The 20719-nt window shown below is 64.2% G+C and carries 18 protein-coding genes, 1 tRNA gene and 1 pseudogene; 13 read left to right on the top strand and 7 right to left on the bottom strand.

Annotation, left to right across the window (positions count from 1 at the left end; all coding sequences use genetic code 11):
• Positions 1 to 87 precede the first annotated feature (87 nt).
• Both C7451_RS07655 and C7451_RS07660 read right to left on the bottom strand, forming a co-directional pair.
• Positions 88 to 777, bottom strand: a complete 690-nt coding sequence (locus tag C7451_RS07655) for a DUF4142 domain-containing protein (RefSeq protein WP_110298385.1) — start codon at positions 775 to 777, stop codon at positions 88 to 90.
• 92 nt (positions 778 to 869) lie between these two features.
• Positions 870 to 1286, bottom strand: a complete 417-nt coding sequence (locus C7451_RS07660) for a response regulator (protein ID WP_110298386.1) — start codon at positions 1284 to 1286, stop codon at positions 870 to 872.
• Positions 1287 to 1396: 110 nt separating this feature from the next.
• Here C7451_RS07660 and C7451_RS07665 point away from each other — a divergent pair, with 110 nt between their 5' ends.
• The 5 genes and pseudogenes from C7451_RS07665 (at position 1397) to C7451_RS07685 (ending at position 5338) form a co-directional block, all read left to right on the top strand.
• Entirely contained in the window at positions 1397 to 2155 is a 759-nt protein-coding gene (locus C7451_RS07665; protein ID WP_167398473.1) for a Crp/Fnr family transcriptional regulator, read from the top strand.
• Positions 2145 to 3143: a sensor histidine kinase gene (locus tag C7451_RS07670; protein ID WP_208625164.1), complete on the top strand. Its 999-nt coding sequence runs from the start codon at positions 2145 to 2147 to the stop codon at positions 3141 to 3143. The genes C7451_RS07665 and C7451_RS07670 overlap by 11 nt, the downstream gene beginning before the upstream one ends.
• A 159-nt stretch (positions 3144 to 3302) precedes the next feature.
• On the top strand, positions 3303 to 3917 hold the full coding sequence (locus C7451_RS07675) for an SRPBCC family protein (RefSeq protein WP_110298389.1): 615 nt from the start codon (positions 3303 to 3305) through the stop codon (positions 3915 to 3917).
• A gap of 43 nt (positions 3918 to 3960) precedes the next feature.
• A pseudogene (locus C7451_RS07680) lies at positions 3961 to 5129 on the top strand (zinc-dependent alcohol dehydrogenase).
• 29 nt (positions 5130 to 5158) lie between these two features.
• Positions 5159 to 5338, top strand: a complete 180-nt coding sequence (locus C7451_RS07685; protein ID WP_110298390.1) for a PLDc N-terminal domain-containing protein — start codon at positions 5159 to 5161, stop codon at positions 5336 to 5338.
• 12 nt (positions 5339 to 5350) lie between these two features.
• Here C7451_RS07685 and C7451_RS07690 read toward each other — a convergent pair whose 3' ends face one another.
• Both C7451_RS07690 and C7451_RS07695 read right to left on the bottom strand, forming a co-directional pair.
• Positions 5351 to 5884 (bottom strand): DNA-deoxyinosine glycosylase, encoded by a 534-nt coding sequence (locus C7451_RS07690; RefSeq protein ID WP_244181729.1) that lies wholly within the window; start codon positions 5882 to 5884, stop codon positions 5351 to 5353.
• 84 nt (positions 5885 to 5968) lie between these two features.
• Positions 5969 to 6042 (bottom strand) — tRNA-Gln (locus C7451_RS07695).
• A 175-nt stretch (positions 6043 to 6217) separates the two neighbouring features.
• On the opposite strand from C7451_RS07695, the gene C7451_RS07700 reads away from it, so the two are divergent.
• The 3 genes from C7451_RS07700 to C7451_RS07710 all read left to right on the top strand — a co-directional run bounded on the left by C7451_RS07700 (position 6218) and on the right by C7451_RS07710 (position 9502).
• Complete coding sequence (locus C7451_RS07700) at positions 6218 to 7438, top strand: Ppx/GppA phosphatase family protein (RefSeq protein ID WP_244181730.1); 1221 nt, start codon at positions 6218 to 6220, stop codon at positions 7436 to 7438.
• A complete protein-coding gene (locus tag C7451_RS07705) occupies positions 7435 to 8190 on the top strand; it encodes an RlmE family RNA methyltransferase (RefSeq protein ID WP_110298391.1) in 756 nt (251 codons plus the stop codon). Before C7451_RS07700 ends, C7451_RS07705 begins: the two co-directional genes overlap by 4 nt.
• Before the next feature lie 94 nt (positions 8191 to 8284).
• A complete protein-coding gene (locus C7451_RS07710) occupies positions 8285 to 9502 on the top strand; it encodes an MFS transporter (protein ID WP_167398475.1) in 1218 nt (405 codons plus the stop codon).
• Positions 9503 to 9566: 64 nt separating this feature from the next.
• On the opposite strand, the gene C7451_RS07715 is transcribed toward C7451_RS07710, so the two are convergent.
• On the bottom strand, positions 9567 to 12392 hold the full coding sequence (locus C7451_RS07715; protein WP_110298393.1) for a TonB-dependent receptor: 2826 nt from the start codon (positions 12390 to 12392) through the stop codon (positions 9567 to 9569).
• Between the two features lie 152 nt (positions 12393 to 12544).
• Positions 12545 to 13225 carry a ligase-associated DNA damage response endonuclease PdeM gene (gene pdeM / locus C7451_RS07720; RefSeq protein WP_110298394.1) on the bottom strand — a complete coding sequence of 227 codons (681 nt, stop codon included), beginning with the start codon at positions 13223 to 13225 and terminating at the stop codon, positions 12545 to 12547.
• A gap of 80 nt (positions 13226 to 13305) precedes the next feature.
• On the opposite strand from pdeM, the gene trhO reads away from it, so the two are divergent.
• Positions 13306 to 14079, top strand: coding sequence for an oxygen-dependent tRNA uridine(34) hydroxylase TrhO (gene trhO / locus C7451_RS07725; RefSeq protein ID WP_110298522.1), 774 nt, complete (start codon positions 13306 to 13308; stop codon positions 14077 to 14079).
• A gap of 107 nt (positions 14080 to 14186) precedes the next feature.
• Here trhO and C7451_RS07730 read toward each other — a convergent pair whose 3' ends face one another.
• Positions 14187 to 15296 (bottom strand): fatty acid desaturase family protein, encoded by a 1110-nt coding sequence (locus tag C7451_RS07730; protein WP_110298395.1) that lies wholly within the window; start codon positions 15294 to 15296, stop codon positions 14187 to 14189.
• A 148-nt stretch (positions 15297 to 15444) separates the two neighbouring features.
• Between C7451_RS07730 and C7451_RS07735 the strand changes: the two genes are divergently transcribed.
• The 4 genes from C7451_RS07735 to pgmG all read left to right on the top strand — a co-directional run bounded on the left by C7451_RS07735 (position 15445) and on the right by pgmG (position 20712).
• A complete protein-coding gene (locus tag C7451_RS07735; protein WP_110298396.1) occupies positions 15445 to 16605 on the top strand; it encodes an N-acetyltransferase in 1161 nt (386 codons plus the stop codon).
• A gap of 140 nt (positions 16606 to 16745) precedes the next feature.
• Positions 16746 to 18047, top strand: coding sequence for a UDP-glucose dehydrogenase family protein (locus C7451_RS07740; RefSeq protein WP_110298397.1), 1302 nt, complete (start codon positions 16746 to 16748; stop codon positions 18045 to 18047).
• A gap of 27 nt (positions 18048 to 18074) precedes the next feature.
• On the top strand, positions 18075 to 19223 hold the full coding sequence (gene wecB / locus C7451_RS07745; RefSeq protein WP_110298398.1) for a non-hydrolyzing UDP-N-acetylglucosamine 2-epimerase: 1149 nt from the start codon (positions 18075 to 18077) through the stop codon (positions 19221 to 19223).
• Between the two features lie 103 nt (positions 19224 to 19326).
• Complete coding sequence (gene pgmG / locus C7451_RS07750) at positions 19327 to 20712, top strand: phosphoglucomutase/phosphomannomutase PgmG (protein WP_110298399.1); 1386 nt, start codon at positions 19327 to 19329, stop codon at positions 20710 to 20712.
• Positions 20713 to 20719: the final 7 nt, after the last annotated feature.

Below are 20719 nucleotides of genomic sequence, written 5' to 3' on the forward strand. Positions count from 1 at the left end.
CCGCCTGTAGCGATCCAAAAAAATGGCGACCCTTGGGGCCGCCAGTGAGGTGGAGAGAAGGAGCGGATCCGCTCTGGTTGGCCGCAATTACCGACCGGCAGTGGCACCCGATTCATTCGCCGTGCCCATGCTGCCGTTCTGCATCGCGCCGCTGCGATTGCCCGTGCCGACGCCTGCGGTGGTGCCGTTGGCGCCATGACCCTGCTGTTCCAGCCAGTCATGATGCTTCTGGACCACAGGAATCACCTGTGCGGCAAAGCCCTTCAGCTCGGTATTCTCGCCATTCTGCGCATAGCCCTGATGCAGCGCCAGCGCCTTGCGATGGGCAGCCATCTGCTGGCTCATGTATTCCCGGTCGAATGCTTCGCCTCTGGCAGCCTTGAGCCGGTCGATCATCGCCTGATGCTCGTCATCCAGTCGCGCCGGTGGCTGGGCACCAAGATTGGCCTGCGCAACCATCGCCTTCATGTCCTGCGAGGATTTGGTGTGATCCTCGACCATCCTCTTTCCGAAATCCTTGACCTGCTGCGACTGGCCGTTCTTCACCGCCAGTTCGCCGGCCTGGATCTCGTACCTGTCCGAATCGGCGGCCTGAGCGACATAGGTGCCGGTCGAAACAGGCGTTGCCGCCATGGTCGTGCCGTCCTGACCCGCCATCATCCCACCATCCTGCCCGGTGGCCAGGCTATCGCCCTCAGCGGTGTCGGACCGGGCTCCGCCGGGCGCATTGCACGCCGGCGCCAGCAGGGTCGCCGTCAAGATAACCATATTGCGCATCGTCACATCCTTTCGATGACTGATGCCGCATGGATAGGACGGCGTGGGTCCCCCTGAACTTACATAAGCGAGTCTTCGCCGACCTCGCCCGTTCAGCGCAACGGACCACCCCTGGGACTGGCGACCAGCCGGGCGATCTTCTGGACCATTTCGCTGAAACTCTGATGCGACAGCGGTTTTTCAAACCGGGTGACATCGCGAAAGCATTCGCTGATCGGGTCTTCGCCATAGCCGGTGCAGAACAGGAACGGTATGCCGGCTGCCTCGAGGTGCTGTGCGAACGGGAAGACGAGTGTCCCGCGCAGATTGATGTCGAGCACCGCGACATCGACGTCTTCCCCGTCGCCCAGCGCAGCGCGCGCGGCATCAAGGGTTGCGGCCGGGCCTATGATCTGCGCGCCGCGGCCTGCAAGACGGCGGGAGAAATCGTCGGCAATGAGGAAATCGTCTTCCACCACGAGCACGCGGCAACCGCGCAACAAGGCTTCGTCAGCAGGTGATGATGTCATGAACCACTCGGACTGTTGAACCCGCAAAAAGGGCGAAGACGGTTTCTCATGCAACATACCCGCAGGACGTGCGTAGGTTCCCTCGGACGATGCCCAAGGGAGGCCAGAACGTGACGTCCCCCGTCACCCAAAAGCTGCGCGGCTTCGGCTCGCTCGACGCCCGTTCCGAAGCATGGCTTCTGGAGGCGGTACAATGCGATGTGCGCAGCGTGCCGCCGCGGGTCGATCTGCTGCGGCAGGGCGAAGGCACAGGTTCACTGCACGTGCTGCTGGAGGGCTGGTCGATCCGCTACAAGACGCTCGAGGACGGGCGGCGGCAGATCCTGTCGGTTCTTCTGCCGGGCGATATCTTCGATATCAACGGGCATCTCGCCGAATCGATGGATCACAGCATCGCCACCCTAACCTCCGCCAGCCTGGGCGTTCTCGCCGATGATTTTCTCGACATGGCCCGCGCCCGCCATCCGGATCTCGAAAAGCTCCTGTGGTGCGACATGCATGTATCCGCCGCGATCCAGCGCGACCGGTCGACTTCGCTCGGTCAGCGCACTGCGCGCGAACGCATGGCCCATATCCTGTGCGAACTCTATCTGCGCCAGCGCTCGGTGAATCGCTCATCGGGGCACCGCTGCGCGTTTCATCTGACCCAGACCGAACTGGCCGAGCTGCTCGGAATGACCCCGGTCTATGTCAATCGCACGCTTCAGGATCTGCGCCGCGAGGGGCTGATCCAGCTGGAACAGAAATGCCTGACGGTGCTTGATTTCGACCGTCTGCAAGAGCTCGCATTGTTCGATGCGGGCTATCTCAGGATCTGCGAATCCGATGGCGGAGCAGATTCGCACAGGGAGAATGCCCATGCCGTCTAGCTGGTCGGGCCCGGTCCAGACCCTCAACCATTTCATCGCGACGCTGCCCCTGCTTGTCTGGCGGGCCGGGCGCGATGGCGCATGGTTATGGGCCAGCCCCCAATGGGAGCGGTTTACCGGGCAGAGCGAGGCCGATTATGTCGGCGATGGCTGGCTGGATGTCATTCACCCTGATGACCGCGAGGCGGCGCAGAGTACCTGGAGCCTTGCATCCGATCGGCAGAGCTTCGAAGTCGAGTTCCGCATCCGCAAGGCCGATGAAGGCCGCTATTACTGGCACCAGACCCGCGCCGGTCCGGTCTATGACGATGATGGCAGCATCATCGAATGGCTCGGCACCTCAACCGATATCGACGATCTCAAGCGACTGCGCGACCAGGAGCGGTCGCTGCTGGGGGAGTTGCAGCATCGCGTCCGCAACACGCTGGGCGTGGTGCGGGCGCTGTCGCGGCGGACCGCCGATCACTGCGATTCCATCGAGGAGTTCGTGCTCAAATTTGATGGCCGCATCAACACGTTCGCGCGCACCCAGTCGCTCTCGACCCGGTCGGCGACAGGACAGGTCAATCTGGCCGATCTGGTGCGCGACGAGCTGTTCAGTCATCATCTCTATGCCGACGATCAGGTCAGCGCGGAGGGGCCCGACATCATGCTCGGGGTGAAGGCGGCCAACATGCTGGGCCTTGCGATCCACGAACTGGCAAGCCACGCAGTGACCTTCGGCAATCCGGGCGATCCACCGCCCCGGCTGCAGGTGCGCTGGGGCATAGATGACAGCACGCCCAGGCCCTTGCTGACCCTTGTCTGGAAGGAAGAGGGGCGCAATCTGGCCGATCCGGAAGAAGCGCTTGGCGCACTGGCCCGCGATTTTGTCGAACGCGCGCTGCATTACGAGATGGATGCCGAGACCGCCATCGAAGTGCTGCCTGCCGGATTGATGTTCGATGTGCGCCTGCCGCTGGCGCGCGCGCAGGATCGCGATAGCTGATGCATTTTCATGTGCTTTTATGAAGGCTTACCAACCCATGTGATGATTGCTGCGAACAGGGCCGCTTAATGCTGCCGGTGACACGGTGCCTTCTCCCACCCCCCGACGAGCCTTGACGGGCACCGTGTCACCACGTCTTGCAGACAGGAAGACCCGGCCATGACCCTTGCCAACTGGGCCCGTTATGGGCTGGCAGCCACGCTTGCCACGGCAGCAGGCGGCATGCTGATCTATCGTCGCCAGCCGCGCATCAACCATGACGCTGCGCCTGCGCGCAGTGCCCGCCATCGCCGCCGCTTCGGCGATTACCGGGTCACCGGCGCTGCCGTCACTGTCCGCGCCACGCCGCAGCAGATACTCGCCTGCTGGCGGAACAACGCCGCGCTCTGGCCTGTTCTGGAGTTTCTGCCCTTTCCCGAAGGCCATCAGGACGATCTGCTGCTGCCGCCATCCGGACTGCGCGACATGGCGTCGCGGCCGCTGCTGACCCGTATCGTCACCGAGCGCGAGGACGAACTGGTCGCCTGGCGGTCCGAGGGCGAGGGTCATGCCGATATGCACGGCCGCCTGCGCTTTCGCGACAATGGCGACAAGGGCACGGCGGTCGAGGTGATCGTGGCGGTGCGCCCGCACCATTTCGCCTCCGCCTGGAAGACCGAGGCGATGATGGCCGAAGCGCTCGAGCTTGGCCTGCTGCGCGATCTGCGCCGGATGAAGATGCTGATCGAGACAGGCGAGATCGCCACCGCGCGGTTGCGCCCCGACGCCGTTTGAGCGCTGCACATCACCGGTCGAGCAAGACAGAAGAATTCAAGCCATGCGAGCTGCCACCTTCCAGGGCAAGGGCGATATCGACGTCCGCACCATGCCCGATCCGGCCATCGTCAACCCGCGCGACTGCATCATCGAGGTCAGTTCGACCGCCATCTGCGGATCGGATCTGCATCTTTATGACGGCGTCATCCCCGCCGTCGAGAAGGACGACATACTCGCCATGAGTTCATGGGCCGCATCGTCGCCGTCGGCAAGGAGAGCACGCTCGAGGTCGGCCAGCGCGTCGTCGTGCCCTTCACCATCTTCTGCGGCCAGTGCTTCCACTGCAGCGAGCAGCGCTACAGCAACTGCGACAACAGCTGCCCGGTCGAGGACCAGGAGGTGGCGGAAAAGGCGTTCGGCCACCCGATGGCGGGCATGTTCGGCTATTCGCACCTGACCGGCGGCTATGCCGGCGGACAGGCCGAATATGTCCGCATCCCCTATTCGGACGTCGTGCCGCTGGTCGTGCCCGAGGATATTCCCGACGATCGGCTGCTGTTCCTGTCCGACATCCTGCCCACCGGATGGATGGCCGCACTCAATGCCGACATCGCGCCGGGCGATACCATCGCGGTCTGGGGCTGCGGCCCGGTCGGGCTGTTCACCATCCTCAGCGCCTTCCAGCAAAAGGCCGGGCGGGTCATCGCGATCGACGGGGTCAAGGGTCGGCTCGCCATGGCCGAGCAACTGGGCGCGGAGCCGGTGAACTACCATGAAACCGACATTCTCGATGCGCTCATACAGATGACCGGCGGGGTCGGCCCCGACGCGGTGATCGACGCGGTGGGAAAGGAGGCACACGGCTTTTCCGTCGACACCATCGCCGACAGGGTCAAGCAGACGGTCGGCCTGGGGCAAGACCGCGCGCATGCGCTGCGCCAGGCGATCATGGCCTGCCGCAAGGGCGGACGGGTCTCGGTGCCGGGGGTCTATGGCGGCAAGGCGGACCTGTTTCCGCTGGGTGCGATGATGCAGAAAGGTCTGCAGCTGCGCACCGGTCAGACGCATGTCCGGCGCTTTACCGGGGAACTCCTCGACCTCATCGAGCGTGATGTCATTGATCCCAGTTTCTTGATCAGCCATCGCCTCCCGCTCGACGAGGCAGCGACCGGCTATCGCAATTTCCGCGACCATCAGGACGAATGGATCAAGGTGGTGATGCACCCCTGATCATCACGTCGAACACGGAGTTTACCCCCATGGAATACGGAATTTTCGGGATCGTCATCCTGATTCTCGACATCATCGCGATCATCAGTGTCTGGTCGAGCGCTGCCAGCACGCTGTCCAAGCTGCTCTGGACCGCGCTCATTCTCATCCTGCCGGTGATCGGCCTGATCGCGTGGTTCTTCCTGGGCCCCAAGCGCGGGCGCATCTGACCCGGACGGATATCAGTCTGGTGGCAGCAGGTGGGCGCGCAGCACCTGCCATTCCCGTGCCTTGTCGGCGAGGCTGCGGGTATATGCCGGGCTGCTCGACGGCAGCGCGATGACGGGCAGCGCGGTTTCGTGCAACAGCCGCGCAGCCGTTTTTGCGGCAAGCGCGCCGTTACAGGCTATGGCACGAAGGTCCGGCAGGGTTTCCAACAGCGGCATCAGCGGATTGGTCGCGGCGTCGCGGATATCGGAATCGAGACTGGACGCGCGCCGCGCAGAGGCAATCACATCCCATAGCCCGACGCCGCGCGCACCCAATCGGGAAAGCCGCGTCGGATAATCCTGCGCGGCCAGCGCTTCGCCAGTGACCAATTCCATCAGCTGCCAGAACTGGTTGCGAGGGTGTGCGTAATAGCTGGCTGCCGCGAGCGAGGCTCGGCCAGGCAGGCTGCCAAGCAGCAGCAGCGTGCAATGCGATGGCAGCACGGCCGGCAGACCCTGTACCGGCAAACCCGTGGCGGGTGGCTGGCCATCGAACATGGCGGTCATGACCTGATCCCTGGCCTGCAGCATCCTGGCCGCAAGCCGTGCGGGTGCACTGCCCTGCCTGTCACGTCGCGCTGTGGAAGAAGATGGATGCCCCCCAAGGATTCGAACCTTGATTAACGGAGTCAGAGTCCGTGGTCTTACCATTAGACGAAGGGGCAATGGAGCCGCCGCAATTAAGCGCGTCAGCTTGTGCGGTCAAGACCCAAATCGCTGCGAATCGGTGGCAAGCTTGCGCATTCGCCGCATAATCGCTAGCCTTGATCTCAAGTACCGGCGAAGCGCGGACATTTTGGCCGCGTGGGCATGACCGGATGAGAAAAAGAGCAATTTGGCATGGTGGAGCGACCCACATCCATGCCGCAGGCCGATACAGCGGTGACCTCGCCAGCCGAAAGCGGCAAAGTCCCGAAGGATATGGCGAAATCCGCCACATCAGGCCGGAATGCGGCAAAGCACAGAGGCAGGCGTCCAGCCGCGCCTGCTTCATCCCACCGTCCCCCGAACAGTGCGGCCAGCGCGTCATCGCGATTCGGTGATCAGCCCGGTCATCACGACCGCGGTGGGTGGAATGCGCGCCGCGCCTATGCGGCGATCGACCTGGGCACCAACAATTGCCGATTGCTCATCGCCAAGCCCGCTGCCGACGGTTTCGTCGTGGTCGATGCCTTTTCGCGCGTGGTGCGCCTGGGCGAAGGGCTGGGCCAGAGCGGGCGGCTGAGCGATGCGGCGATGGACCGCGCGGTCGCCGCGCTGTCGATCTGCGCCGACAAGCTGCGCCGCCGCCATGTCGCGCTCGCGCGTTCGGTCGCGACCGAAGCCTGTCGCAAGGCTAGCAACGGCCCGGCATTCATCGATCGCGTGCGCCGCGAGACCGGCATCGTGCTGGATATCATCACGGCGGAGGAAGAGGCGCGGCTGGCGGTGCTGGGCTGCCATATCCTGCTGGAGCCCGGCGATGGCCCCGCGCTGATCTTCGATATCGGTGGCGGATCGACCGAGCTGGTGCTGGTCGACAGTTCCGGCCCGGTGCCCGACATTCTCGACTGGATGAGCGTGCCCTGGGGCGTGGTGACCCTGACCGAAAGCGAGCGGTTCGACAGCGAGGATGCACCTTCGCGTTCCGCTGCCTATGACAGGATGCGTGCGCGCGTGATGGACGCGTTTGCCCCCTTTGCCAGCCGCTTGCCCGCGCTGCCCGATGCCGAGCGGCGGCTGCTGGGCACCAGCGGAACGGTCACGACGCTGGCCAGCCTGCATCTCGACCTTCCCTGCTATAACCGCGACGCGATCGACGGGCTGATCGTCCCCTCCGAATCGATGCGCGCCATCAGCGCACGGCTGGCGGGCATGAGCCTGCAGCAGCGTCGCGAGCTTCCCTGTATCGGCAAGGAGCGCGCCGATCTGGTGGTGGCGGGATGCGCGATCCTCGAATCGATTCTCGACATCTGGCCGGCGATGCGGCTGGGCGTCGCCGATCGCGGCATCCGCGAAGGCATATTGCGCGCGCTGATGGGCCGCGACGCCCCTTCCACCCGGCCGGAGCAGCGCGGATGAGCGACGAAAAATCGGGTGGCGGCAGCGGCAAGATCCCCGGAGACAGCCGGCGCAAGGCGACGGGCAAGTATCGCGACGGCCTCAAGCAGCGGGTCAAGACCGCGCGTGGCCGCACCGCCTCTTCGAACCGCTGGCTCGAGCGCCAACTCAACGACCCCTATGTCCGCAAGGCCAAGGCCGAGGGCTATCGCAGCCGCGCGGTCTACAAGCTGGTCGAGCTGGACGAGAAATTCGCGATCGTCCGCAAGGCACGGCATGTCGTCGATTTAGGGATTGCCCCGGGCGGCTGGTCGCAGCTGGTGCGCCGGGTGAACCCGAAAGCAGCGGTGGTCGGCATCGACCTGCTGCCGGTCGATCCGATCGAGGGCGTCACCATCTTCCAGATGGATTTCATGGCAGACGACGCGCCGGACAGGCTGATCGATGCCCTGGGCGGCAGGCCCGATCTGGTGCTGTCCGACATGGCGGCGAACACGGTCGGCCACAAGCAGACCGACCATCTGCGCACCATGGGCCTGGTCGAGGCGGCCGCGCATTTCGCGGTCGATCAGCTGGTCGAGGGCGGCACGTTCGTCGCCAAGGTGCTGGCCGGCGGAACGGACAACGATCTGCTGACCCTGCTCAAGCAGCATTTCAGGACGGTGAAACACGCCAAGCCTCCCGCCAGCCGCAAGGGCAGCAACGAATGGTATGTCGTGGCGCAAGGCCGCAAGCCGCGAGCAGCCGCATCAGAGGACGAGGAACTGGCCTGAAAATGGCGTAGATTGGGCTTGCAGTCCGCAGCCGAAGCGCGATGGTAACCGATCTGCAGCCTGAGTGATGCGCTGCCATGGGCGCGGGGGCGGCATGATCAATCGCAATTTGCTGGTGCTGGCCTCTATCGTGTTCATCGACATGGCGGGAATCGGCCTGATCGTCCCGGTCATGCCCTCGCTGATCCAGTCGCTGACAGGGCAAGGCCTCGATCAGGCGGCGACCTGGGGCGGCTGGCTGCTGTTCACCTACGCGATGATGCAGTTCCTGTTCGCTCCGGTGATCGGGGGCCTGAGCGACCGGTTCGGGCGACGTCCGGTGCTGCTCGGAACGCTGGCGCTGCTGGGCATCGACTATGCGCTGATGGCGATCGCGCCGACCATCGGCTGGCTGTTCGCCGGGCGGCTGATCTCGGGCGTGATGGGGGCAAGCTATGCCGCCGCCAACAGCTGCATCGCAGACAGCATTCCCGCAGAGCGGCGCGGGGCAGCCTTTGGCATGCTCGGCGGTGCGGGCGCTGCCGGCTTCGTGCTGGGCCCTGCGATCGGCGGGCTGATCGGCCAGTATGGCGATCGCCTGCCCTTTGTCGCGGCTGCGCTGCTCTGTGCCGCGGGAGCGATATTCGGCTGGTGGCGCTTCGAGGAGACGCTCGATCCCGCCCGCAGGCGCCGTTTCGATCCCTTCCGCTCCAATCCGCTGGGCACGATCGTGCAGATGCGCCGCAGTCCGCTGGTCGTCGGCTGCCTGTCCGCGATCTTCCTGATGCAACTCGCCAGCCAGTCGCAGCTATCGGTCTGGGCCTATTATGGCGCGGCAAGCTTCCAATGGACTCCGGCCGTCACCGGAATGACCATCGCGCTGTTCGGCATCCTGCTGGTGCTGACCCAGGGCGTGCTGTCCGGAAAGGCGATTGCCCGGTTCGGCGCGGTCCGCACCGCGACCTTCAGCCTCGCCTTTTCGGTGCCGTCTTTCCTGACGCTGGCCTTTGCGCCGACCACAGCGGTTGCGATCCTCGGCATGGTCATCGGTTGCGTCCCCGGCATGTGCTTCCCCGCGATGCAGCAACTGATGAGCCCGCGCGTGGGCGAGGATGCGCAGGGCGAGCTGCAGGGCGCGATCGCCAGCGTGATCAGCCTGACCGCGATCATCGGCCCGCCGCTGATGACCGGCGTGTTTGGCGCCTATGCCGACGATCGGGGCGCCTTTTTCCCCGGTGCGCCCTTCGTGCTGGCGGCCGGGCTGATGGTGGGCGCGGTTGCGGTTCTGGCGGTTACGCTCGCCCGTCACGCCGGGCGCGACTCCGCCACCTGAGAGCAGCAAAAAGCCCCGCCCGCAGCGCGCGGACGGGGCCTTTTGCGTTACGCTGGCAAATCGATCAGAAGCGACCGCGCAGGGTGATGCCATAGGTGCGCGGTTCGCCGAGGAACGCCGAGAAGATCTGGCGGCCACCGGGGAATTGCGGATCGACGAACGGGCCTCCCGCACCGCCTGCTTGGAACGGGCTGTTGAATGCGACCTGGGTGAAGTCCTCGTTGAACAGGTTCTGGGCCCAGAGTTCGATCGCCCAGGCCTGATCGGGTCCGCGCACACCGACACGCGCATTGACGACGACGAAGCTCGGCTGTTCCTTTTGCGGGAACAGATCCGATCCAGTGTTGAAGGCGTCGGTCACGCGGCTGTCGACATAGACAAGGCCCGACAGACCGCTGTCACCGATATCCGGGGTCCAGGCCATCGATCCGGTCAGCGTCAGCTCGGGCGCGTTCGACAGATTGTCGCCGGGCAGCTTGCGCAGCGCCGGATCGAGCGGCGCACCCGTGCGGTTGCCGACCAGATTGTTGCGATAGCTGGTATCGGCATAGGTCACGCCGCCATTGACGGTGAAATTGCGCGACGGGCGGATCGAGGCTTCGAGCTCGACACCCTGGGCAACCACGCCGTAGGTGACATCACCAGGCGCGCAACCACCCGTGGCCGCGCTCAGATCGCGATCACCGCCGTTCAGATTGGTCGAGCAGCCATTGACCGTCTGCACCAGGAAGACGGTGCCGTTGAAGGTGTTGAGCTGGAAGTTCTCGAACTGCTGGCGGAACAGCGCGAGGTTGATGGTCAGCGGGCCACTCGAATATTTCGCACCCAGTTCGAAGGCATCGACGATTTCCTGATCGAACTGCAGGTTGCGCACCAGCGCCTGCGCACCGCCAACAGCCGCAAATGTCGTGGTGGGCACACCAGTGCCGAGCGGTGCCACGATTGGACCTTTTAGAGCCGAGCGGTCAAGGTTGAATCCGCCCGCCTTGTAGCCGCGCGAATAACTGCCATACAGCAGCAGATCGTCGGTCGGCTTCCACGAAAGTACGGCAGTGCCCGTGAACTCGTTCTCGCTACGCCGGTCGCGGATCGAAACGCCATTCAACTCAGCCGTCGAGTTCCCTTGGCACGACAGGCCGATGATGCCGCCTGCCAGCGCGCCGAGCGGTGCAAAGTCGGGTCGCCCATCGCCATTGGTATCGACAGTCGGAGCAAGCAGACCAGTCAGTGCCGCCTGATTCTGCTGGCAAGCCACGTTGTCGTTACTGAATGTCGCATTGAACCGTTTGCGCTCGTTGGTATAGCGCAGGCCGAGGGTCAGATCGAGCTTGTCGGTTATGTGGAAGATGTTGTGCGTGAAGAACGCGTAGTTGCGGCTGTTCTGGAAATAGCGGTCGCTAATTGAACCTCGATCGCTGATGCCGTCCAGTCGATCAAGCGATCCCAAGATGAGCGGGGTAGCTGCGCCAAATTGGCCTAAGCCACCATTCGCAGCAAGCACGGCAGCGCGGCCTGGACCACTAATACACCCTGTTGATGTTGGCGAGTAAAGGCCTGCAAGACTTCCACCGGATATTAGCCGGCACGCGGCAAAACGACCATACTGTGTGCCGAAGCGGAGATTGTCGCGCACCGTCAGGTCTTCGTCGGCGAAATAACCGCCGACCAGCCAGTCGAGCTTGCCATCAAAGGCTTCGCCCTGCAGCCGGAGTTCCTGGGTAAAGGTCTTGAACTGGCGGAACTGCGCATCATCGTCGTCAGCGCGATAGAGAATGTCGACTGCGCTGTAATCGGTGTCCGATGCCTGGCTGTTCTTGTAATAGCGATAGCCGGTAATCGAGGTCAGCGTCGCGCCGCCCATGTCCCAGTTCACTTCGAGCGAGACACCGCCGTCCCTGGTCTGGCCGTTGTAATTGCGGCCGCGGGTGACGAAGGTCTGGCGGCTGAAGGGATCGTTGAACGAGCCGATCGGCTGGCCCAAATCGCGCAGCACGTTGATGATGTTGTTGCCATTTGCTGGTGGAAAGCCAGCAACAGACAGAGGTACTGCAGGATTGTTGAGATCGCCGATCAGCGGGTTGAAATCGCGGCCGAGATAGACCGCGCCGCAGCAGCGCTCGTCACGATTGGTGTAATCGGCGATGAAACGGAACGAGACGGCATCGACCGGCTCCCAGAGCAGCTGGCCCTTGACGAAATAGCGGTCGCGATTGCCCAGATCGACATTGTTATTCACGTCGCGCAGGAAGCCGTCGCGCTTTTCATACACGCCGTCGAAGCGCGCCGCGAGCGTTTCGCTCAGCGGACCGGTGAGACCGGCCTGCAGGCGGATATTGTCGAAATTGCCATAGGTGGCTTCGCCGAAGCCGCCGAATTCGAATTCGGGCTTCTTCGAATAGATCGAGAGGATACCGGCCGAAGCATTGCGTCCGAACAGCGTGCCCTGCGGACCGCGCAGCACCTCGACCCGGTCGAGCTCGCCCAGTTCGTTGAGGCCGATGCCCGAGCGCGAGCGATACACGCCGTCGATGAACACCGCGACCGAGCTTTCGAGGCCCGGATTGTCGCCCACGGTACCGATACCGCGAATACGCGCCGATCCGTTGGCCTCGTTACCGGTCGAGGAGACGAGCAGCGAGGGAACGACCTGGTTGAGCTGGCGAATGTCATTCGCGCCGGTATTCTCGAGCGTTTCGGCGTTCACCGCCGAAACCGCGACCGGAACGTCGGAGAGCAGCTGCTCACGGCCCTGTGCGACGACGACGATGGTGTTGCTGTCGTTGATGCCTTCCTGATCGGTGTCCTGTGCCAGGGCGGGGCTCGCCATGGCGACAAGACCGGCTGAAAGCATGAGGGACACACGGCTGGCTTTGCCGAAACGCATGGGCATATCTCTCTCCTGATTGTGGTCTCTCTGGCGGTCATTCGCCGCCTTGACGTGAACGTTAGACCAAAATCGGCGGGATTCCAGCGTTTGCGCGGGATGGCCGCAAAAATGCAGACTGTTGTCGCAGAATCGCAACACCAGTTATGCAAGTGACTTTATCGCCGAATTTCTGCCGTTTTTTGCAAGTCGAAGCGCAAGGCAGTGCTTTCCGTAGCGACAATCGCGCACGGGCCCGGACCCATGACCGACAGGATGGCCGGATTGTCTGCATCGAGCCCGCCGGTCAGTGCGCCGAATGCCGGGAGGATGAGCCGGTCGGAACAGGCCACGAAGCAGGGCCGCGATACGGTCCGGCCACGCAGGCGCAGGCGGATGCGCGGATGGAAATGACCCGACAGCTCGGGCACGCTGCGGCACGACTCGGCCTTGTGCCGCAGCGCCAGTCCACGGAAATCGGCCTCTTCGACCACCTGACCGCCAAAGCCGCGCTCGAGCGCACTGTCATGATTGCCGGTGATCCAGTGGAGCGCAATCTGGCGGGAGAGGCGTTCGAGCCGATCGGCCAGGGCTGGGTCGAGCCGCGCTGCGCCATCGCTGTCATGGAAGTTGTCGCCCAGGCACCACAGGCTTGTCGCGCCGCATGCATCCAGCGCGCGCTCGAGCCGGTCGAGCGTGGCGGCGCTGTCATAGGGCGGCAGCATCTGCCCGCCCCGTGCATACCAGCTCGCCTTTTCGAAATGCAGATCGGCGACGAACAGCGCCTTCTCGCGCGGCCAGTACAGCGCGGCACGATCGACGATGACGAAATCCTGTCCGGCGAACGAAAGGGGAACCATAGCGCCGCCATGCCGCAGCCGGGCGAGCCATGCAAGCCCGGTCCTTGGCAGATCGTCGCATGCCGATTATGGGGCAGCGCATGACCGGCCCCATCGAATATCCGCTGACCGTGGCGGCGCTCTATCACTTTGCGACGGTTCCCGAGCCGGAAGCCGTGCGCGATGCACTGCACAGGCTGTGCGAGGCGCGGGGGCTGTGCGGCACGCTGCTGATCGCGCGAGAGGGTGTCAACGGCACGCTGGCAGGGCCGGACGCGGGCGTTGCAGACCTGGTTGAGGCCATCCGCGCAATGCCCGGTTTCGAGCCGATCGAGGTCAAATATTCGGGCGCATTCGAACGGCCGTTCAAACGGCTCAAGGTCAAGGTGAAGCGCGAGATCGTGACGATGGGCGTGCCCGATATCGACCCGGTGCACGGGCAAGGCGCCTATGTCGAACCGGCGGACTGGAATGCGCTGATCGAAGACCCGGACACGCTGGTCATCGACACGCGCAACAGCTTCGAATTTGCGCAGGGAACGTTCGCCGGATCGGTCGATCCGGGCACCGAGCGTTTCACCCAGTTCCCTGCCTGGTTCGACGCACAGGCCGAGGAACTGCGCCGATCGGGCAAGAAGATTGCGATGTTCTGCACCGGCGGCATCCGCTGCGAAAAGGCGACCGCCTATGTCCGCGCGCAGGGCTTTGACGCAGTCTATCACCTCAAGGGCGGCATCCTGAAATATCTCGAAGAAGTGCCTGCCGAGCGATCGCTGTTCGAAGGCGGGTGCTTCGTCTTCGACGAGCGGGTCGCGCTGGGCCAGGGGCTGGAACTGCTCGACGTAGAGCGCGCCGTGGCCAAAGGCGGGGAATAAACCTGCATCCTTTGCACCGTCACCCCCGCGCAGGCGGGGGTCCCGCTTCGACCTTCATCACCGGCTCCGAAGCGGGATTCCCGCGTTCGCGGGAATGACGACAAGGTTCAACTGGCTGCCCTGCTGCCGAAGGTGCTCTTCACCAGCCGCACCACCAGCCCGGACAGGCTGCGATAGTTCGCAAGACTGTAAGTCGATTCCACCCCCAGCTCGCGCGACAGACGGCGATGCGCCTCGGGCAGCGCGTGATAGGGCACGCCGGGCAGCAGATGGTGCAGCGCATGGTAGCGCAGGCCCACGGGAGCCCAGAGTTCGGGCAGCAGGCCCGGCGGCGGCACGTTGACGCTGTCGAGATATTGCGCGGTCACGCTCATCGGCTCGTCCTCGTTCTCCCACAGATGTGCGACCAGCGTGCGCACCTGGTTGAGCACCATGGTGCCCGAGACGATGGCGAGGCCGATCAGGAAGGCGCGCAAGGGCAGGGTTCCGGTCGCGACCAGCGCGATCAGCGTCATCGCCCAGGCGCTGGCGAGCGTTTCGAGCACCAGCCAGTGGCGGCGCGCCTCGCCCTCGGGCATCGCGCGGCGGAAGGCGGGATTGATCACCAGCCCCGAATAGCGTTCGACCACGATGCGGCGCAGCGGCGGGATGACCAGCGAGAGCGGCGACAGCACGCCATAGCGTACAATCAGCCCGATCGGACCCAGCGCCGCGACAAGCACGAACAGCGGAACCGTCCACGGCTTCATCAGCGCGAGCGGAAGATATTCGGGGTCCTTGACCGTGCCATAGCGCAGCCGCTGGTGGTGCAGATTGTGGACGCCTTCGTACATGAAGCTGGGGATCAGCAGCGGAATTCCGACCAGCGCGTTCCAGCCCTTGTTGAACCCCGGCACCGCATCGGGGCGCAGATGGGTCAGCTCATGGATGAAGCTGCCCGCGCGATAGAGCGCCAGCACCGCGACAAGTGCGAAGACCAAAGCCATCGCGACGCCATCGGCCAGGACAGCACCTGCCAGCGCGCCATAGCCGATCGTCACCGAAGCCAGCATGTCGATCCAGTATACGCCCGGTTTCGCCGCGTTGAGATCGCGCGTCAGCGATGCCGCCGCGCGGATCATCGCCATGTCGTCGGGCACCTGACCGCTGGCGCGCGCCAGGGTCGCGCCTGGGGCGGCGCTGCGACCGGGATCGGAAAGAGGGAAACTGCTAGCCATAAAAATCCTGTAATGATCGCCTGCTTAAGCCAGAGCAACGTGGCAGCATGATGGCAATATCTGGCCCGCAATTCCTTGACACAGATCATCGCGCGGCGAAAAGAAGCGCGTCCCCACGGGGTGGCAATGTCAGGCAAAGGAAGCGATTTTGGCGGACCAGCAGCAGATAAGCGTCAGCCCGGTGAACGACAAGGCCGCCCTCAAGGCGTTCGTCGAGATCGCCTATGAACTGAACGCCTCCGACCCTGCCTGGGTGCCCCCCCTGCGCGCCGAAGTCTACGAGATGTTCAATCCGGCCAAGAACCCGTTCTATGGCCATGCCACCGTCCAGCCGATGATCGCCCGGCGCGGCGGCAAGGTGGTAGGACGCATATCGGCGCATATCGATCATCTGGCGCTGACCCAGCCGGCCAGCCAGGGCATGGGCCCCGGTACCGGCAATTTCGGCATGTTCGAGGCGGCGGACGAGGACGTTGCGCGCGCGCTGCTGGCGGCTGCGGAAGCCTGGCTGCGCGATCAGGGGATGACCCGCGCGCTCGGCCCCTTAAGCCTTTCGATCTGGGATGAACCCGGCCTGCTCACCTTCGGCCATGACCGCCCACCGATCATCATGATGGGGCATCACAATGCGGCCTATCAGGGCTGGATCGAGCGCGCCGGCTACGCGCCGGTCAAGAAGCTGCTGAGCTACGAACTGCCCATCGTCGAGGGATTTTCGCCGCTGGTCCAGCGCATCGTCGCCGCCGGACGCAAGAACGACCGTATCCGGCTGCGCAAGGTGGACAAGAGCCGGTTCGACGAGGATGCCGCGATCATCCTGTCGATCCTCAATGATGCCTGGGGACAGAATTGGGGCTTCGTGCCGATCACCGACGCAGAGGTCGCCTATATCGGCAAGAAGCTGCGCCCGCTGGTGCGCGAGGACCTGATCATGATCGCCGAATATGACGGACGCCCGGTCGCATTCCTGATGACGCTGCCCGATATCAACACCGTCATCGCGCCGCTCAAGGGCTCGCTGTTCCCCTTCGGCTGGGCCAGGGTGCTGTGGTGGCTGCGCAAGTGCCGCTCGCCCAGCGTGCGCGTGCCGCTGATGGGCGTGGTCAGCGACCTGCAGAATTCGCGCATGGCCGCCCAGCTTGCCTTCATGCTGATCGAGACGATCCGCGTCGAGGCCGTCAAGCATTACGGTACGGTGCGCGGCGAGATCGGCTGGGTGCTCGAGGACAATCAGGGCATGAACGCGATTGCCGATGCGATCGAAAGCAAGGTCAACCGCGAGTATCTGATCTACGAAAAGACGCTCTGATCCGGCGCGGTCCTCTGGCCTCGTTCAGATCATTGCAACATTCGCTGGCTATGGCGCTCTGCCAGTCCTGCGTCGCCGGGTTTGACGCCCCGCGCGCGGCCCACTAGACGAAGCCCGGTTGCTGTGGAGCTTATCCCCCTATGAAGATCGCGATGATTGGTTCGGGCTATGTCGGCCTGGTGTCGGGCGCCTGTTTCGCAGATTTCGGCCATGACGTGGTCTGCGTCGACAAGGATCCGGCCAAGATCGAATCCCTGCTCGCAGGCAAGATGCCGATCTACGAGCCCGGCCTCGAGGGCCTGGTCGCCTCGAACGTCCGTGCCGGCCGCCTGTCCTTCTCGACCGATCTGCCCTCGAGCGTCGCCGATGCCGATGCGGTGTTCATCGCGGTGGGCACGCCCTCGCGCCGTGGCGACGGCTTTGCGGATCTGAGCTATGTGCGCGATGCCGCGCGCGAGATCGGTGAATCGATCGCCAAGCGCTGTGTCGTCGTCACCAAGTCGACCGTGCCGGTCGGCACCGGCGACGAGGTGGAAAAGATCATCCGCCAGACCGCGCCAGAGGCCGAGTTCGAGGTCGTGTCCAACCCCGAATTCCTGCGCGAGGGCGCGGCGATCGGCGATTTCAAGCGCCCCGACCGCATTGTCGTGGGCACCGAAGTCGAATGGGCACGCGACTATATGCGCGAAATCTATCAGCCGCTGTTCCTCAACGAATCGCCGATCCTGTTCGTCTCGCGCCGCACTTCCGAAGTGATCAAGTACGCCGCGAACGCGTTTCTCGCGACCAAGATCACCTTCATCAACGAGATGGCCGATCTGTGCGAGAAGGTCGGTGCCAACGTGCAGGATGTCTCGCGCGGGATCGGGCTCGATGGGCGCATAGGCTCCAAGTTCCTGCATGCAGGGCCGGGCTATGGCGGCAGCTGCTTCCCCAAGGACACGCTGGCGCTGATGAAGACCGCACAGGATCACGAGGCGCCGCTGCAGATCGTCGAGGCGGTGGTGCGGGTGAACGACCTGCGCAAGCGCGCGATGGCGCGCAAGGTGATCGCAGCGATGGGCGGCGATGTCGAAGGCAAGCGCATCGCGATGCTGGGCCTGACCTTCAAGCCCAATACCGACGACATGCGCGATGCACCCGCGATCGTCATCGCCCAGGGGCTGATCGACGCCGGGGCTGAAGTGATCGCCTATGACCCCGAGGGCATGGAGGCCGCGCGGTCACTGATGCCCGGGGTGATCATGGCAGAAGGGGCGTATCAGGCGCTGCAGGATGCCGATTGCGCGGTGATCGTGACGGAATGGGACGTGTTCCGCGCGCTCGCGCTGCCCCGCGTGCTGGGCACGATGCGCGGCAACACGCTGGTCGACCTGCGCAACATCTACAAGCCCGAGCAGATGAAGGCGGCAGGATTCAATTACGTGAGCGTCGGGCGCTAGGCCGATCGACAGGCAGGGGAGAAGGACATGGCACGGCGCATCGCGGTGATCTTCGGCACGCGGCCTGAAGCGATCAAGCTCTTCCCCGTCATCGCGGCGCTCAAGGCTGCGCCCGATCTGGAACCGGTGGTTCTGGTTACCGGCCAGCATCGCGAGATGCTCGACCAGGTGCTCGATATCGCCGGGCTGGTGCCCGATCACGATCTCGCGCTGATGCAGCCCGGCCAGAGTCTCGACGAGATCAGCGCGCGGCTACTCACCGGAATCGGGAGCGTGCTCGACGCCGAGAAGCCCGACATGGTGATCGTTCAGGGCGATACCGCAACCGCCATGTGCGGCGCACTCGCCGCCTATTATCGCAAAATTCCCGTCGCGCATGTCGAGGCAGGTCTGCGGTCGGGCAATATCTATCACCCCTGGCCCGAAGAGGTGAACCGCAAGATCATCGGTACATTTGCCGACCTCCATTTTGCTCCGACCGAAACGGCGGCCAATGCGCTTCGCCGCGAGGCGGTGGACGAGGCCAAGATCCGCGTCACCGGCAATACCGTGATCGATGCGCTGCACTGGGTCACGGACAGGCTGGCCGCAGATCCGGGTCGCGCGGGCATGGTTGCCCCGGTCGAGGCGCGCTTCGCCGGTAAGCGAATCATTGGCGTCACCACGCACCGGCGCGAGAATTTCGGCAGCGGAATGGACGATATCGCCCACGCCATCCGCGAGCTCGCCACACGCGACGATGTCGCGATCATCTTCCCGGTCCACCTCAATCCGCAGGTGCGCGCAGCCATGCTGCCGATCCTGGGCGGCCTGGACAATGTCGCGCTGCTCGAACCGCTCGACTATCTCAACTTCACCCGGCTGCTGCAGATTGCCGAACTGATGCTGACCGACAGCGGCGGTGTGCAGGAAGAGGCACCCGCGCTTGGCAAGCCGGTTCTTGTCATGCGCGACACGACCGAGCGGCCCGAGGGCGTCGCGGCGGGCACGGCCAAGCTGGTCGGCACCGACCGCGCGCTGATCGTTGCCGAAGCGACCCGGCTGCTCGACGATGCGACCGCCTATGCCGCGATGGCGCAGGCGCACAATCCGTTCGGCGACGGGCACAGCTCGGCGCGGATCTGCACGGCGATCAGCGACTGGTTTTTACAGGCCGAAACCTCGCAACCACATTGAGTTTGCCGCATTGAGCCGATAGGGCGGACCGCCGGGTTCGCACCTCCTTCATTCTCGACGGCCCGCTTGCGGCCGGATGCCATTGCCGGAAGTTGATTTTGCCATGACCCACCAGTTCCACCCCACCAGTCTTCGCGAATATGACATCCGCGGCATCATCGGCGAGACGCTTGGCGAAGCCGATGCCTATGCCATCGGGCGCGGTTTCGGTACGCTGATCGCCCGCGCAGGCGGCAAGTGCGTGGTCGTCGGCTATGACGGGCGCGTCAGCTCGCCGGTGCTGGAAGCCGCGCTGATCCGGGGCCTCAACGATAGCGGCGTCGATGCGATCAGCGTCGGAATGGGCCCGACCCCGATGCTCTATTATGCCGAATCAGTTCTGGAAGAGGCGGATGGCGGCATTCAGATAACCGGCAGCCATAATCCCGCCAATTACAACGGCTTCAAGATGGTCTTTCAGGGCCGCCCGTTTTTTGGGCAAGACATCCGCAAGCTGGGCGAGATGGCGGCGGCGGGCGACTGGGATAGCGGCACCGGAACCTCGCGCCAGATCGAGATCCTGGATCGCTATGTCGACCGGTTGGTCGAGGATTTCGGCGGCACGGCAGCACGCATCGGCTGGGACTGCGGCAATGGCGCGGCGGGTCCGGCGGTGGAAAAGCTGGTCCAGCGCCTTCCGGGCGAGCATTACACCCTGTTTACAGAGGTTGACGGCAATTTTCCCAATCATCATCCCGATCCTACCGAGGAAAAGAATCTCGCTGACCTCAAGGCACTTGTCGCCGACAAGAAGCTCGATTTCGGTGTGGCTTTCGATGGCGATGGCGACCGGATCGGTGCGATCGACGGCGAAGGCCGCGTAATCTGGGGCGATCAGCTGCTGAGCATTTACGCCGAAGCGGTGCTGAAAGATGTGCCGGGCGCCACGATCATCGCCGATGTGAAGGCGAGCCAGGCGCTGTACGACCGGGTGAGCGAGCTGGGCGGTCAGCCGCTGATGTGGAAGACCGGGCACAGCCTGATCAAGTCCAAGATGAAGGAAACCGGCTGTCCCCTCGCGGGCGAGATGAGCGGCCATGTCTTCTTCAAGCACCGCTATTACGGTTTTGACGATGCACTCTATGCCGCCGTCCGCCTGATCGAGGCGCAGACGCTGCTCGGCAAATCGGTGACCGAGATGCGCGGCGCCATGGCGCCGATGATCAACACGCCCGAGATGCGCTTCCAGGTCGATGAGAGCCGCAAGTTCGCGGTGGTGGACGAGGTGCTGGAACGCTTGTCGGCGGCAGGCGCCAGCGTGAACGCCACCGATGGCGCGCGGGTCAATACCGAGGACGGCTGGTGGCTGCTGCGCGCCTCGAACACGCAGGACGTGCTGGTCGCCCGCGCCGAAGCGCGCAGTCAGGAAGGCCTCGACCGGCTGATGGCACAGATCGACGATCAGCTCGCCCAGTCGGGCCTGGTCCGGGGCGAGAGCGTCGGCCATTGAGGAGCAC

The organism is Blastomonas natatoria (assembly GCF_003201955.1).
Lineage (GTDB): Bacteria > Pseudomonadota > Alphaproteobacteria > Sphingomonadales > Sphingomonadaceae > Blastomonas > Blastomonas natatoria.

Coding starts and splice junctions, on each gene's coding strand:
- C7451_RS07700 (WP_244181730.1), top strand. CDS start 6,218: ATGGTGGAGCGACCCACATCCATGCCGCAGGCCGATACAGCGGTGACC.
- pdeM (WP_110298394.1), bottom strand. CDS start 13,225: ATGGTTCCCCTTTCGTTCGCCGGACAGGATTTCGTCATCGTCGATCGT.
- C7451_RS07740 (WP_110298397.1), top strand. CDS start 16,746: ATGAAGATCGCGATGATTGGTTCGGGCTATGTCGGCCTGGTGTCGGGC.
- pgmG (WP_110298399.1), top strand. CDS start 19,327: ATGACCCACCAGTTCCACCCCACCAGTCTTCGCGAATATGACATCCGC.
- C7451_RS07670 (WP_208625164.1), top strand. CDS start 2,145: ATGCCGTCTAGCTGGTCGGGCCCGGTCCAGACCCTCAACCATTTCATC.
- C7451_RS07675 (WP_110298389.1), top strand. CDS start 3,303: ATGACCCTTGCCAACTGGGCCCGTTATGGGCTGGCAGCCACGCTTGCC.
- C7451_RS07730 (WP_110298395.1), bottom strand. CDS start 15,296: ATGGCTAGCAGTTTCCCTCTTTCCGATCCCGGTCGCAGCGCCGCCCCA.
- C7451_RS07710 (WP_167398475.1), top strand. CDS start 8,285: ATGATCAATCGCAATTTGCTGGTGCTGGCCTCTATCGTGTTCATCGAC.
- C7451_RS07655 (WP_110298385.1), bottom strand. CDS start 777: ATGCGCAATATGGTTATCTTGACGGCGACCCTGCTGGCGCCGGCGTGC.
- wecB (WP_110298398.1), top strand. CDS start 18,075: ATGGCACGGCGCATCGCGGTGATCTTCGGCACGCGGCCTGAAGCGATC.
- C7451_RS07705 (WP_110298391.1), top strand. CDS start 7,435: ATGAGCGACGAAAAATCGGGTGGCGGCAGCGGCAAGATCCCCGGAGAC.
- trhO (WP_110298522.1), top strand. CDS start 13,306: ATGACCGGCCCCATCGAATATCCGCTGACCGTGGCGGCGCTCTATCAC.
- C7451_RS07715 (WP_110298393.1), bottom strand. CDS start 12,392: ATGCCCATGCGTTTCGGCAAAGCCAGCCGTGTGTCCCTCATGCTTTCA.
- C7451_RS07685 (WP_110298390.1), top strand. CDS start 5,159: ATGGAATACGGAATTTTCGGGATCGTCATCCTGATTCTCGACATCATC.
- C7451_RS07690 (WP_244181729.1), bottom strand. CDS start 5,884: ATGACCGCCATGTTCGATGGCCAGCCACCCGCCACGGGTTTGCCGGTA.
- C7451_RS07660 (WP_110298386.1), bottom strand. CDS start 1,286: ATGACATCATCACCTGCTGACGAAGCCTTGTTGCGCGGTTGCCGCGTG.